Origin of the sequence: Spiroplasma mirum ATCC 29335 (genome assembly GCF_000565195.1) — a bacterium.
GTDB classification, from domain to species: domain Bacteria; phylum Bacillota_I; class Bacilli_A; order Mycoplasmatales; family Mycoplasmataceae; genus Spiroplasma; species Spiroplasma mirum.
The window spans coordinates 1-14809 of sequence record NZ_CP006720.1; the positions used below are offsets into that span (position 1 = coordinate 1).

The following is a 14809-nucleotide window of genomic DNA, read 5'->3' on the forward strand; positions in this document are numbered from 1 at the left end:
TTATTTCAATTAACAATATTAATCATTTGTTGAACTGTATGATGACTTAGATAGGGGATTTTGTATAAAGATCAAAAAATGTTTCTTCTAATTCATCTTTACCACTCCATTTAACTTTGGGGGAATAACATCGCTATCTTTGACTAAATTTAATTGTTGCTGAATTTTGTTGAATTACCACTGGTAAAGCACTTCAATTTACAAGATTATAGTTATATTGTAAAAATTCATTTTGCATATTAACATCATTAATTGAAAAACCTTTTTTAATTTTCATTTTAATTCTTTTTACCAAGTAAAAACTAAATTTAACAAAAAAATCTTCTATTTTTAGACATTTTTATATATCAAAATTATTAATGTCATCTTTTATCCACCACATTTTTTAAAATTAATTACATCAACAATATCAAAAAATAATTAGTTTTCCACAATTGTTATAAACATATACTAAATATGTTAATATTGTTAATAAGAATATAAATAGCCAATAATTATTGAAATTATCATATTTTTAAATTATTAACTACCTGTGGAAAACTTTGAAATTAAAGAGATGATTAAAAAAAAGACTATGACTTTTCCACATATTTATTTATAATAACTATTGGAATAAATAATTGGAGTGAATTAGAAACAATGAATACAAAAGAGTTATGAAACAATGTCAAAGAGATTTTATCACGTGATGAATCAATTCCCCCTGAAATATATAACTACTATATTAGTGATACCCAAATTTATACTGTTTCGGATAATAATTGTTTAATTACAACAAAATCAGAAATTGCAATTGGTGTTTTTGAAGCAGGTCTTAATGAAAAAATCAAACAAATTCTAAAAAAATTAACCGGGATTGAATATAACATTTCTTTTGAACTAGAAAAAAATATTAATAAGATCCCAACGACTAATAACAATATTGATACTTTAATTGGTTCTGATGATAATTCTTATTATGATTATTATACTTTTGAAAACTTTGTGAAAGGTGATTCTAACCGTGAAGCCTTGCAAGCCGCGTTAGCTGTTGCGGTTGACCTGGGAAAAAAATGAAATCCTTTATTTATCTATGGTGATTCCGGTTTAGGAAAAACCCATTTATTACATGCAATTAAAAATAAAGTTGATGAAATTTATCCCGGAACACAAAAAGTAAAATATTTAAAAGCGGATGAATTTGGAAAAATGGCAATGGATATTTTAAACCAGGGTCATGAAGTTATTGAAGCTTTTAAAACTTCTTATGATAAATTTGATTGTTTATTAATTGATGATATTCAATTACTAGCCAAACGAAATAAAACTAATGAGTTATTCTTCTATATTTTTAACTCTTTTATTGAAAAAAACAAACAAATTGTTATTACTTCTGATAAATATCCCGATGATCTTGGTGGTTTTGAAGCACGGATTATCTCTCGTTTTTCTTATGGGTTAAGTATTGGTTTGGATTTTCCCGACTTTGAAACAGCTATTAAAATTCTTGAACAAAAATTAAAACAACAAAATAACTTAGCTTTATTTTCAGAAGAATCACTAGAATTTATTGCTTTAAACTTTAATAGTGATGTTCGAAAATTAGAAGGAGCAATTAAACGGTTATTGTTTTTAGCTATCATGAACAAAAAACCAGAAGAAATTATTACCTTAAAAGATGTTGAAAAAGCATTCAAAAATGCCCCACTCCAAAATAATGAAAAAATAACTCCAAAAAAAATTAAACAAATTGTTGCTGATCATTATAATATAACAGTTAAAGCAATGATGAGTAAATCACGAATTAGTAATGTTATGCAAGCACGCCAATTAGCGATGTATTTTTGTCGGACAATTCTGGATGAACCCTATACCAGAATTGGGATCGAATTTGGTGGGAAAGATCATACTACGGTTATGAACAGTGTTAAAAAAGTTGAAAAACAAATTGCAACAAATAAAGAATTCAAACAACTTGTAAATTCTATTCGTAAGAAGATTGAAAGTAAATAACATTGTTTTCCACTCAATAATTTAATATTTAATAAGACAAAAATTAAAAGATATTATCATTTTTCCACAATATCAACACTATAATAATAATAAATTAAAGAATAATTTATAACAAAAGTGTATAATATTCTTATAAGATATAAATATGAAATTATGAGGTGCAATATATGATTATAAATATCAAAAGAGAAAAAATATTAGAAGAATTACTAAAAGTAAGTAGAATTATTTCACAAAGGACTTTAATCCCATCATTACTAGGAATCTTAATTGAAGTAAAAAAAGATAAAATTACTTTTATTACATCAGATGGTGATACTTCCATTAAATCAGAAATCCCAGTGGGCAAGGATTTAGTAATTAAATCAATAGGTGGCATTTTAATTAAAAATAAATTTATCATCGAAGTTATCCGCAAAATTGAAGATGAATTTATTACCTTAGAAGCAATTGAAGGTAGTTTAGTTAAAATTAAAGCTAATAATTTTGATTCAATATTAAATACCCTAAATGCTTCAGATTACCCTCATATATCATTTGAAACAGAAGGAAAAGAAATTACCTTTAATAATAACCTTTTAAAAGAAATTATTTCACAAACTTCTTTTGCCATTGGGGAAAGAGAAAAACGAATTGTGTTCAATGGTTTAAACATTCGAACTGATAAAGCAAATAATTTATTAGTAATTACGGCAACTGATTCGTTTCGTTTAGCATGCAAAAAAATTAATTATATTAGTGAAAATGATTTTGATGTTATTATTCCAGGAAAATTTATTAATGAGATTGGTAAACTTTTAACTGAAAATGATGATATTAAAATGAAGATTAGTGATAAATCTGTATGTATTATTTTAAATAATACAATAATACAATCAAAAATCATTGAGGGAAAATATCCTGACACAACCAAAGTAATTCCTGAGAATTTTGTTAGTTTATTGACATTAAATAATCGTGATTTAATTAAAATAATTGAAAGAGCTAGTGTATTATCAAATGAGTCCATGACCACAATTGTGACCTTAAAAATCAAAGACAATAAGGTATTTATTACTTCTTTTACCCAAGAAATTGGTAATTCCGAAGAAGAAATTAAAGATTTTCATTTAAGTGGAACTAACCAAACCATTACTTTTAATTCAAAATACATCTTAGATGCTTTAAAATCATTTAAAACAAAAGAAGTAACAATTAAAATGATTGATGAAACAAAGCCTTTAATTATTGTCGCAGATGAAGAACCAAGTTTACAACAATTAGTATTACCAATTCGTTCATATTAATAATTTATAAATTGTTTATAAGTTATTTTTTTATTTTTTACGATTTTTTTTGTATAATTTAGATACTAATTTTTGATAATAAAAAAAAATAATATTGCAGAAATTAATTAGATAATTCACACCTAATTTCTCTTAAAAATGGTAAAATATGACTGTATTGGAAATGAGGTTCTTTGTATTATGAATAATAACTATGATTCAGGTTCAATCCAAGTTTTAGAGGGATTAGAAGCAGTTAGAAAACGTCCAGGAATGTATATTGGTTCAACTAATATTAGAGGGTTACACCATTTAGTATGAGAAATTGTTGATAATTCAATTGATGAAGTTTTAGCTGATTATTGTGATCAAATTGATATTGTAATAAATAAAGATAATTCAATTACAATTAAAGATAATGGGAGAGGAATCCCTGTTGATATTCATAAAAAAACCAAAGTTTCAGCCTTAGAAACTGTTTTTACTGTTTTACATGCTGGGGGAAAATTTGATTCAAATACTTATAAGATTTCTGGTGGTCTGCATGGGGTGGGAGCCAGTGTTGTTAATGCTTTAAGTAAATATTTAAAAGTAGAGGTTTATAAAGATAATAAAAGTTATTTAATTGAATTTCATCATGGGGGAAAGATTTTAACACCCCTAAAAGAAATTGGAACAACTGAGTTAAGAGGGACAACAATTACTTTCCAACCAGATAAAACTATTTTTAAAGAAACAACAATTTTTAGTTTTTCAATTATTGAAGCAAGAATTAAACAATTAGCTTTTTTAAATAAAGGTTTAAAAATTTCATTAACTGATCTGCGAGAAGATGAAGTTAATAAGGTAACCTATCAATTTGATAATGGTATTAAAGATTATGTGGGAGAATTAAATAAAACAATTGGGTTACCGGTTAATGATATTTTTTATGTTGAAGGTAGTGAGGATAATATTCAAGTAGAATTTGGTCTGCAATATAATGATAGTTACTCTGATAATATTTTTTCATTTTGTAATAATATTAATACCCATGAAGGGGGAACCCATGAGGAAGGGATTAAGTTAGCAATCCAAAGGGAAATTAATAATTATGTTAAGAATTTAAATAAAAATAATAATAATAATAAAAATAATGATGACAAGTTTAATTGGGATGATTTAAAAGAAGGCTTAGCATGTATTATTTCTGTTCGAATTCCGGACCCCCAATTTGAAGGACAAACAAAAACGAAGTTATCAAATACGGAAGTTCGTAAAATTGTTTCAAATATTGTGGGGAAAGGATTAAATAGTTATTTATTAGAAAACCCCGATGATGCCAAAAAAATTATTGAAAAAATTAATTTATCACTCAAAGCACGAATTGCAGCGCAACGAGCAAAAGAAAATACACGACGAAAAACGGTTATGGATAGTTTTTCGTTACCAGGTAAATTATCAGATTGTGAAACAAAAGATGCTAATATTGCTGAATTATATATTGTTGAAGGGAACTCTGCGGGTGGAAGTGCCAAGGCAGGACGTGATCGGAAATTTCAAGCAATCTTACCATTACGCGGAAAAGTTTTAAATGTTGAAAAAGCTAAACAAATTAAAGTATTTGAAAATAATGAAATTATTTCAATTATCACTGCTTTAGGAGCGGGAATTAAAGATAATTTTAATTCAAAAAAATTACGTTATCGTAAAATTGTTATTATGACTGATGCTGATGTTGATGGGTCCCATATTAGAATTTTATTATTAACTTTCTTCTATCGTTATATGAAAGGTTTAATTGAAGAAGGTTGTGTTTATATTGCCCAACCACCATTGTATAAAATTCAACATGGTAATAAGGTTCAATATGCTTATTCAGATAGCGAATTAGAAGAAATCAAAGCAGGATGAAAAGAAGATAATATTAATAATTTTAACATTCAACGGTATAAAGGATTAGGAGAAATGAATTCTGATCAATTATGGGATACCACAATGAATCCTGAAAATCGCTTATTATTAAAAGTTTCTGTTAATAATGCAATTGAAGCAAATGCAATATGTAATGAACTAATGGGTGACAATGTGGAACCACGTAAAAAATTTATTAAGGAAAATGCTAAATATGTGAAGAATTTAGATATTTAATTAAGAGGAGATTAATAAATGAGTGCAGAAGATAATAAAAATTATGATGGTGAGATTAAAGTAATTGATATTGCTGATGAAATGAAAACTAGTTTTTTAGATTATGCAATGTCTGTCATTGTTTCACGTGCAATTCCTGATGTTCGTGATGGATTAAAACCAGTTCATCGTCGCATTCTTTATGCCATGTGGGATTTAAATATGACCCACGATAAACAACATAAAAAATCAGCGCGAATTGTAGGGGAAGTTATTGGTAAATACCACCCCCATGGTGATACTTCTGTTTATGAAGCAATGGTTAGAATGGCCCAGGACTTTTCTTATCGTTACCCTTTAATTGATGGACATGGTAATTTTGGATCATTAGATGGTGATGAACCAGCGGCGATGCGTTATACAGAAGCACGGATGAGTAAAATTGCCGGGGAGTTAATTAAAGATATTGAAAAAGAAACTGTTGATTTCAATGATAACTATGATGGTAGTGAAAGAGAACCTTCTTATTTAACAGGATATTTTCCTAATCTTTTAATAAATGGTGCAAGTGGAATTGCGGTTGGAATGGCTACTAATATTCCACCTCATAACTTAAATGAAATTATTAATGGTGTTATTGCTATTACAAGAAATAAAGATATTACAACCGCTCAATTAATTAAAATTATAAAAGGACCTGATTTTCCAACAGGAGCTTTAATAACAGCGGGTAATAGTTTATTAAAAGCTTATGAAACTGGGAATGGTTCAATTATTATTAGAGCTAAAATAAATATTGAAGAAAAAAATAATCTAAAAAATATAATAATATCAGAAATTCCTTACCAAGTTAACAAAGCACGATTAGTAGAAAAAATTGCTGAATTAATTAGGGAAAAAATAATTAATGGAATTGCTGATTTAAGAGATGAATCAAACCGGGATGGGGTGCGCATTGTTATTGAACTAAAACGAGATGCGCAAGAAACTTTAATTTTAAATAAGTTATATAAGATGACCCCGTTGCAAACTAATTTCTCATTAAATATTTTAGCTTTACATAAGAATCAACCAAAAATTATGGGTTTAAAACAGATTCTGAATTATTTTATTGAACACCAAGTTGAGATAATAATTAAACGAAGTATTTATGAATTAAATAAAATTACTAGTCGGTTATCAATTTTAAAAGGTTTAAAAATCGCGTTAGATAATATTGATGAAGTTGTGGAGATAATTAAAAAGTCCGATAGTTCACAAACAGCAATTTCTGCGTTAATGAAACGTTTTGAATTAGTTGTTGAACAAGCAAAAGCAATTTTAGAAATGCGTTTGCAAAGATTATTAGAATTAGAGGTTCAAAAAATTAATGATGAAATAATTGAAATTGAAAAAAGAATTATTGAACTTAATAGTTTTATTAATAGTCGTGAAAAACAATTAGAGTTAATGATTACAGAATTAGAAGTTATTAAAACAAAATATGGCGATGAACGCCGTAGTATGATTATTAAGGAAGAATTAACTAAAATTGATCCTGAAGAATTAATTAAGCGAGAAGAAATTTTAATTATGTTAACAAAAGATGGTTATGTAAAAAGAGTCTCAAATGATACTTTTAAACCACAGAATCGAGGCGGTAAAGGAGTAATCGGATTATCTAATTCAGAAGATGTCTTAAGTAAAATTATAAGTGCTAATAGTATTGACTCCTTATTAATTTTTACTGATACAGGAAGAGTTTATAAATTGCGAGCATACCAAATTGAATCTTATTCTCGACAAGCGAGAGGAATTCCAATTATCAATTTAATTTTAATTGATAAGAAAGAAAATATTAAGTCTATTTTAGCTATTAATGAATTAGATGAAAGTACTGATAATTTATTCTTTGTAACTAAAAGAGGAATTATTAAAAAAACTAAGTTATTAGAATTTAACCAAATTCGAAATACTGGGAAAGTTGCAATTGAATTAAAAGCAAATGATGAAGTAGTTGATGTTATCTTAACAAAGGGAAATGATGATATTATTATTGCAAATAGTGAAGGAAAAGTAATACGTTTTAATGAAACTGAAATTCGTGCTATGAACCGCCAATCAGTTGGGGTAAAAGGAATATCAAATGGCCCTAATAGTGAAGTTATAGGAATTTGTTCTGGCCGTGATGCAAAGTATATTTTATCAATTACTACCAATGGTTTTGCGAAAAAAACATTATTAGAAGAATATCACATTACTGGACGTGGTACTAAAGGGGTCAAATCAATGGCTTTAACCGAGAAAAAAGGAGATTTAAAATTTGTTAAATCAGTTGTTGGTGATGAAGATATTTTATTAGCAACAAAACATGGTAATATAATTAGAATTGCACTAGATCAGATTCCAGTTTCTGGACGAACTACAACTGGAATTAAAATTATTAAATTAGAAAATGATGATGTTTTAGAAGCTAGTGAGTTAATTAGAAAAAATGATTAAGAAAATGAGGAAGGAGATAATTAAAAATGTTGGACCAAAAATATGTGATTGAAAATATTGAGCAAGTTATTAAAAGATTAAATGATCGCCAAGATGATTTTTCATACTTAAAACAATTAGTTGATTTATCTGATCAACGCAAAAAATTAATTGCAAAATCTGAAAAATTAAAAGAAATTAGAAATAGTAATTCAAAAAAAGTTGGCGAATTAATGGCAGCAAAAAAAGTATCAGAAGCTGATGAACTTAAAAAATTAATTTTAGAAGCAAAAAAAACTATTGAATCACTAGATGAAAAATTAACCATTGTTGAAGAAAAAATTAAAGCAATTCTAGATGTTACTCCTAATATTCCTGATGAATCAGTACCAGTTGGAAAAGGCGAGGATGATAATGTTGAGATTAGAAAATGAGGAAATATTAGAAAAATAAATAATGTTAAAGAACATTGGGAAATTGCAACTAATTTAGATATCATTGATTTTGAAAGAGGAACTAAATTATCAGGATCAAAATTTATTATTTATAAAGGTTTAGGAGCACGGTTAGAAAGAGCAATTATGAATTTAATGCTAGATGAGCATTTGAAACGTGGCTATGTTGAAGTAATTCCTCCCATTTTGGTCCAACCTCAAATAATGCATGGAACAGGAAATTTACCAAAATTTGCAGCAGATGCTTATTATGTTGAAAAAGATAACTTATTTTTAATTCCAACAGCCGAAGTGCCAGTTACTAACATGTACCGTGAAGAAATCTTACAAGAATCACACTTACCAATTTGCCATTGTGCATATACACCATGTTTTAGACAAGAAGCCGGATCAGCTGGTAAAGATACAAAAGGAATCATTCGTCTCCATCAGTTTAATAAAGTTGAGATGGTAAAAATTACAACTCAGGAAGAATCTTTTAATGAACTAGAAAAAATGGTCAATGATGCTGAACATATTCTACAATTATTAGAAATCCCTTATCGAGTAATCATCTTATCAACCGGAGATATGGGATTTTCTTCATCAAAAACCTATGATTTAGAATTATGAATGCCTGGGCAAGATAAATATCGAGAAGTATCATCATGTTCAAATTGTAAAGATTTCCAAGCAAGAAGAATAAAATTAAGATACAAAGATAATTCTGGTATTGTTAAATTAGCTCATACATTAAACGGTTCAGGATTAGCAATTGATCGTGTTATTGCTGCAATCTTAGAAAATTGTCAAAACGCTGATGGTAGTGTAACAGTACCTAAATCCTTGCGACCTTACTTAGGGACAGATAAAATTAGTTAAAATGTTTCACGTGAAACATTTTATTTTTTAAAAATTAACCTTGCAAGTAAAACAATATAATATATAATAGTAATGTCATTACAATAGTTACATTCAAAACTGGTCAGGTCCGGAAGGAAGCAGCCATAAGACTAAGAACTATGTGTAATGGCATTTTTTATGGTATAAAGGTTATGGTGATATTAATGAAACATGAAAATGAGATATTTGAGAAGTTATTAAAATTTTCGCAGAAAGCAGTAAAGAAAAATCAGGTTCCAATTGCTGCGGCAGTAGTTGATAAAAACCGCCAAATTATTGGTCTAGGTAGTAATAAAACAAACAAAAAAATTATTACTTCGCATGCTGAAATTTTAGCGTTGAACGCAGCTTGTAAAAAGTTAAAAACTAATAAGTTAAATAATTGCTCAATTTGAATAACTGTTGAACCATGTATGATGTGTTTAGGAGCAATTTTTAATGCTGGAATTAGGCATATTTGCTATTTTTTAGAAAACGAAAAATCAGGTTTCATTAAATCTAACCATACCTTTGACTTATCAAAAATGTCTATTCACAAAGTTAAAGATCCTGAAAAAAATAATCAAGTAAAAAAAATTATGAAAGACTTTTTTAAAAAACTAAGATAGATAATTTTAGAATTAAATAGTAAAATTATCTTAGAGTAACTTTTAGGAGGAATAAAATGAATTATATATCATTGTATCGGAAATACCGACCAAATAACTTTGATAAAATAATAGGCCAAAAAGAAATTAAAACAGTATTAAAAAATGCTATAAAAAATAATACATTTTCACATGCTTATTTATTTTCCGGGCCTCGGGGAACCGGAAAAACTTCAATTGCTAAAATTTTTGCTAAAGCAATTAATTGTTTAAATTTAGTGGAATGTAATCCTTGCAATACATGTGAACATTGTGTAGAAATTAATCGCGGATCATCTGTTGATATTTTTGAAATTGATGCTGCTTCCAATAATGGGGTTGATGAAATTCGTGAAATTAAAAATAATGTTCAACTTTTACCTACTAAAATGAAGTATAAAGTTTATATCATTGATGAAGTTCATATGCTAACAAACTCAGCTTTTAATGCATTGTTAAAAACATTAGAAGAACCACCACATCATGTTATTTTTATCATAGCTACTACTGAAAGTCATAAAGTTCCTGCGACAATTATTTCACGTTGTCAAAAATATAATTTTAAAAAAATATCAAAAATTGAACTTGAAAGTAATATTAAAAAAATCTTGGAAAATGAAAATGTAAAATTTGAAATTCCGGCAATTCAACAAATTGTTTTATTGTCAGATGGTAGTGCTCGTGATTCATTAAGTATTCTTGAACAAGTTATTATGTTTTCTGATGGGGCAATAACTCTTGAAAATGTAAATACAATCTTTGCAACAATTTCAAAACAGAAAAAATTAAGTTTACTAAAAGAAATTTTTGAATATCAAACTAATAACGTTTTGCTTCAAGCCAAAGAAATTTATTTATCTGGAGCTGATTTTGAACTATTAACGATTAATATGCTAGATATTTTAAAAGAAATTTTTGAATATCAACAAACTAAGAATTCAGTTTTTTTAAGTGTGCTATCAGAAGAAGAAACACAAATTTTTGCAAGTAAACTAGTTGCGAAAGAATTATTAGAGTTAATTGATCTTTTCACAGAAATGTTAGTAAAAATGAAAATGAATAAAGCACAAGACATGTATTTTGAATTAATTCTTTTAAAAGCATTAGCTATCTTTGAAAATAATAAAAAAGATTTTGCTGATTTAGATTTGACATTAATTAGTGATAATAAGCTTACAGGTAATCATACTGATTATATTGAAAATAAATTTAAAAATATCAATATAAATGGAATAAATTTTGATAATCAAAATCACGAAAAGCCTTTAGTAAATGCAGAAAATTCAATAGATAATGGCCAACATTTTAATAGCGACAAAGAAGATATAAAAATTAAAGAAGAACCTAAAATACACCATGATTTTGTGCAACCAAATATTTTTTCCTTTGGTGATGAAGAAGATTCTGAAGTAGAAAATAATAATATTGAAATTAAAATAGAAGGAACCATTGAAAATCCAGTTTCAACAATTGAAACTGCCGAACTACCAGAACAAAAAATTAATGAGTCTAATGAACCTATTAATGAACCTATTATAGTTAAAGAAGAACAACAAGTAACTCAAATCGAAGCATTAAAAAAAGATCACGAAGAAAACAATGTTGAGGAGCCTAAACAACCAGAAAATATTTATAATTTAAATAAATTTAAAGATAATGTTAAAACAAATATTGACATCTATAAATTCTCAAATATTAATTATTCAATGCAACAAATTTTAAATATTTTAGTAAGCGCCGAAAAAAAACAACGTGAACGTTACGAAATTTTATTTGAAACTTTAATTAAAGAAAAAAGCAAAGATATTCCACTGGAAAAAATTATTAGTTTTTATAATGTTAAGTTTGTGGCTGCTTCTGATCAAGGAGTAATCATTGTAACAAATACAAAACCAGAAGCTAACTGAATTAGTCATGAGATGTGTGATTGAGAATTCAGAAATAAAATTTTTCAGAAACTAGATTTTGATTTTGTTATTATTGCACTAAGTGAAACAGAATGAAGTGATGTTAAAAATGATTATGTAAAATTGCGACAAGCTAAAAAATTACCAATGAGTTCAATTATTGATGTTGAAGAATTTTATCAAGATTTATTAGTAAAACAAATTGATAATTATGAAGAGCATAAAGAAGCTATTGAAAATGGTAAAGAAATTTTTGACAACATTAAAATTATTGAATAAGTTATTTTAGTAGGGGGATAAAAATGAATAATTATGATGAAATAATTGAAGAGTTAAAAACTATTTTAGGGATTGGTAAAAAAAGTAGCCGAAAGAATTTTCAATAAATTAGTAATCAATCCAGATGTTAATATCAATCTCAGTGAATTATTATCCCAAATAAAAGAGCAATTTAGTCAGTGTCCAACTTCTTTTTATTAAATGAAAGATAATCAATGTTTATTTTGTTATAATAATTTAATAGACAATACAAAATTATGTATTGTTACCAATGTTTTTGATGTTTTTACTTTTGAAAAAGCTAAAATCTTTAATGGTTTATATCATGTTTTAAACCAGGAAATAAATGTTAAAAATGGTATTACACCAGACAAAATTACAGTTAAAGAATTAGAAAGCAGATTAAATGATAAAATAATAAATGAAGTTATTATTGCAGTAAGTTCAACTTTTGAAGGTGAGGTAAGTGCTCAGTATTTAAAAAATATTATATAAAAATACCATATTAAAGTTTCAAGGCTTGCAAGAGGAATCCCTATTGGGGGAACGCTTGATTATATTGATGAATCAACTTTAAAGCAAGCTTTAGAAGGTCGAAAATATATATAAAGGGGTGAAGGTAATGTTATTTATATCATTCGAAGGGATTGATGGCTCTGGAAAAACAACCATTGCTAAATTATTAAAAGAAAAGTTAAAAAGCCAAGGTTATGAAGTTGTGTTAACAAGAGAACCGGGGGGCAATGAGATTGCTGAGCAAATTCGTGATATTATTTTAAGTAAAAAAAATTCACAAATAAATCCATGAACTGAAGCATTATTATATATTGCCGCACGGAAACAACATGTGAGTGAAGATATTTTACCGGCTTTAAAAAGAGGAGCCGTTGTTCTTTGTGATCGCTTCATGGATTCAACTTCTGCTTACCAAGGTTATGCCCGGGGACTTGGAATTAGAACGTTAGATGAAGTTCAATCAATTGTTTTAGGAACAACAAAACCAGATTTAACATTATTTTTTGATATTGAACCAACAGCTGCTCGTGGAAGAATGAAAGCACGGTTTGAAGATGAAATGGATCGTTTAGATTTAGAAAAACAATCTTTTCATGAGAAAGTTTATGAAGGTTACCAAGTCTTAATTAGTGAACATTCCGACCGAATTAAAGTAGTTGATGCGCGTAAATCAATTAATGAAGTTTTAGAACAAGTGTCATATTATATTGATGAAGTTTTAACAAAATTACAAGGAAATAAAAATGATGATTAATAATTTTGCACCAGCAGATTTAAAAAAACTTAATATCTTAAAAGAAAAAATTAATAATAATCTTTTACCTAATCAATTAATAATTTCATCAAATAATATAACAAAATTAAATGAATTTGCTAAACTTCTTAGTATGTTTTTAGTTTGTGAAAAAGAGCGGACTTTTGATTGTGACTGTGCAAATTGTGTTAGAATTCAAAACAATACTTATTATGATTTAAAAGCATATGGTGATTTTAATACTAGTATTAAAAAAGAAGAAATTCAAAATATTATTGAAGTTTTTAATTACTCTGCTTTAGAAAACAAAGGAGTAAAGATCTATATTATTAAAGGAGGAGACTTACTAACTTTAGAAGCGGCTAATGCTTTGTTAAAGTTTTTAGAAGAACCAACCGATAATACATATGCCATTATTTTATCTAATCAACGCAACAGAATTATTGAAACAATTAAATCACGATGCTTAAATATTATTTTAACAAATGATTTTAATGCGGTTAAAGATGAGAGTGATGATGCCAAACAAAAGTTTGTGCAAGCTTTTTTTAAAAATCTTGTTCACCAAAAAAATAACAATTATATTTTAATTCGCCAATTATTTGATTATACACCAATTAACTGTTATGAATATTTATCTGAAATTGCTAATGTCATCAAGAATAATAAGTGAGAACAATATAACCTAGATGAAAAAGAAATACTCTCGTTATTAAAACCAATTAAACATCATATTATTGAAGAATGTTCTTCAGCATGTAATCTTTTAGGGGGAAGTTTTAACAAGGAATTAATTTTAGAACAAGCAATAATTAAAATTAACCAGGTGGTATAAAATGAAGGTATTAAATGATTTATTAGATTTTGAAGGTTTACAATTATATCAAAGAACTGATATGTTTAATTTTTCTCTTGATTCAGTGTTACTAGCCAGATTTGCACGGTTAAACAGCCGCACTAAAAAAATTATTGATATTGGAACCAATAATGCGGTGATCCCATTAATTTTGAGTTGCTATACAAATGCTCAAATCACGGGGGTTGAAATACAAGGGGCAGCAGCCCAATTAGCGCAGGATAATGTGCACTTAAACAAAAAATCTTCGCAAATAACAATTATTCATGATGATATTAAACATTATGCCCAAGTTAATGCCCGCAATAAATTTGATTTAGTAATTTGTAATCCGCCATTTTTTAAAGTGGGAGAATCAAAACTGAATGAAAAAAGTGAACTGTTAATTCCGGCTCGCCATGAAGTTCACTTAACTTTGCCAGAAATAATTAGTGCAGCGCAGAAAATAACCGAGAACCGTGGTTATTTAGTACTAGTTCATCGAGCAACCAGATTAGATGAAGTTTTAAACTTATTAACAACCAATGATTTTGCTGTTAAAAGGATTAAATTTATTCACCCCTTTCGCGATAGTGAAGCAAATAATTTTTTAATTGAAGCACGTTTTAAGGGGGCACCAGGGGTTATTATTGAACCACCATTTATTGTACATAATGAAGATGGTAGTTATACCGAAGAAATTAAAGCGATGTTTAGAAAATAAGGGGG

Annotated in this window: 13 protein-coding genes and 1 other RNA gene; 13 read left to right on the forward strand and 1 reads right to left on the reverse strand. The window is 27.4% G+C overall.

Annotation, left to right across the window (positions count from 1 at the left end; all coding sequences use genetic code 4):
• Positions 1-133: 133 nt before the first annotated feature.
• The gene (locus tag P344_RS06425; protein WP_156028604.1) at positions 134-277 is read right to left on the reverse strand and encodes a hypothetical protein; all 144 of its coding nucleotides are present in this window, start codon (positions 275-277) and stop codon (positions 134-136) included.
• A gap of 362 nt (positions 278-639) precedes the next feature.
• On the opposite strand from P344_RS06425, the gene dnaA reads away from it, so the two are divergent.
• The 13 genes from dnaA to P344_RS00055 all read left to right on the forward strand — a co-directional run bounded on the left by dnaA (position 640) and on the right by P344_RS00055 (position 14804).
• Positions 640-1992: a chromosomal replication initiator protein DnaA gene (gene dnaA, locus P344_RS00005; protein WP_025316846.1), complete on the forward strand. Its 1353-nt coding sequence runs from the start codon at positions 640-642 to the stop codon at positions 1990-1992.
• 167 nt (positions 1993-2159) lie between these two features.
• Positions 2160-3278, forward strand: coding sequence for a DNA polymerase III subunit beta (gene dnaN, locus P344_RS00010; RefSeq protein ID WP_025316847.1), 1119 nt, complete (start codon positions 2160-2162; stop codon positions 3276-3278).
• A 180-nt stretch (positions 3279-3458) separates the two neighbouring features.
• A complete protein-coding gene (gene gyrB, locus P344_RS00015) occupies positions 3459-5387 on the forward strand; it encodes a DNA topoisomerase (ATP-hydrolyzing) subunit B (protein WP_025316848.1) in 1929 nt (642 codons plus the stop codon).
• 18 nt (positions 5388-5405) lie between these two features.
• Positions 5406-7847, forward strand: coding sequence for a DNA gyrase subunit A (gene gyrA / locus P344_RS00020; RefSeq protein ID WP_038677519.1), 2442 nt, complete (start codon positions 5406-5408; stop codon positions 7845-7847).
• Between the two features lie 26 nt (positions 7848-7873).
• Positions 7874-9142, forward strand: coding sequence for a serine--tRNA ligase (serS, locus tag P344_RS00025; protein ID WP_025316849.1), 1269 nt, complete (start codon positions 7874-7876; stop codon positions 9140-9142).
• A 68-nt stretch (positions 9143-9210) separates the two neighbouring features.
• Positions 9211-9303: signal recognition particle sRNA small type (ffs, locus tag P344_RS06225), an RNA gene on the forward strand.
• A 24-nt stretch (positions 9304-9327) separates the two neighbouring features.
• The gene (locus P344_RS00030) at positions 9328-9771 is read left to right on the forward strand and encodes a deaminase (protein WP_025316850.1); all 444 of its coding nucleotides are present in this window, start codon (positions 9328-9330) and stop codon (positions 9769-9771) included.
• A 56-nt stretch (positions 9772-9827) separates the two neighbouring features.
• Positions 9828-11975 carry a DNA polymerase III subunit gamma/tau gene (dnaX, locus tag P344_RS00035; protein ID WP_025316851.1) on the forward strand — a complete coding sequence of 716 codons (2148 nt, stop codon included), beginning with the start codon at positions 9828-9830 and terminating at the stop codon, positions 11973-11975.
• A 201-nt stretch (positions 11976-12176) separates the two neighbouring features.
• Entirely contained in the window at positions 12177-12470 is a 294-nt protein-coding gene (locus P344_RS07135) for a toprim domain-containing protein (protein WP_236681387.1), read from the forward strand.
• 63 nt (positions 12471-12533) lie between these two features.
• Positions 12534-12584, forward strand: a complete 51-nt coding sequence (locus P344_RS07990; RefSeq protein ID WP_330216931.1) for a hypothetical protein — start codon at positions 12534-12536, stop codon at positions 12582-12584.
• Positions 12585-12597: 13 nt separating this feature from the next.
• On the forward strand, positions 12598-13245 hold the full coding sequence (gene tmk, locus P344_RS00045) for a dTMP kinase (protein WP_038677522.1): 648 nt from the start codon (positions 12598-12600) through the stop codon (positions 13243-13245).
• A complete protein-coding gene (locus tag P344_RS00050) occupies positions 13235-14080 on the forward strand; it encodes a DNA polymerase III subunit delta' (protein WP_236681388.1) in 846 nt (281 codons plus the stop codon). The genes tmk and P344_RS00050 overlap by 11 nt, the downstream gene beginning before the upstream one ends.
• Position 14081: 1 nt before the next feature.
• Positions 14082-14804, forward strand: coding sequence for a tRNA1(Val) (adenine(37)-N6)-methyltransferase (locus P344_RS00055; protein ID WP_025316854.1), 723 nt, complete (start codon positions 14082-14084; stop codon positions 14802-14804).
• The last annotated feature ends 5 nt before the right edge of the window (positions 14805-14809 follow it).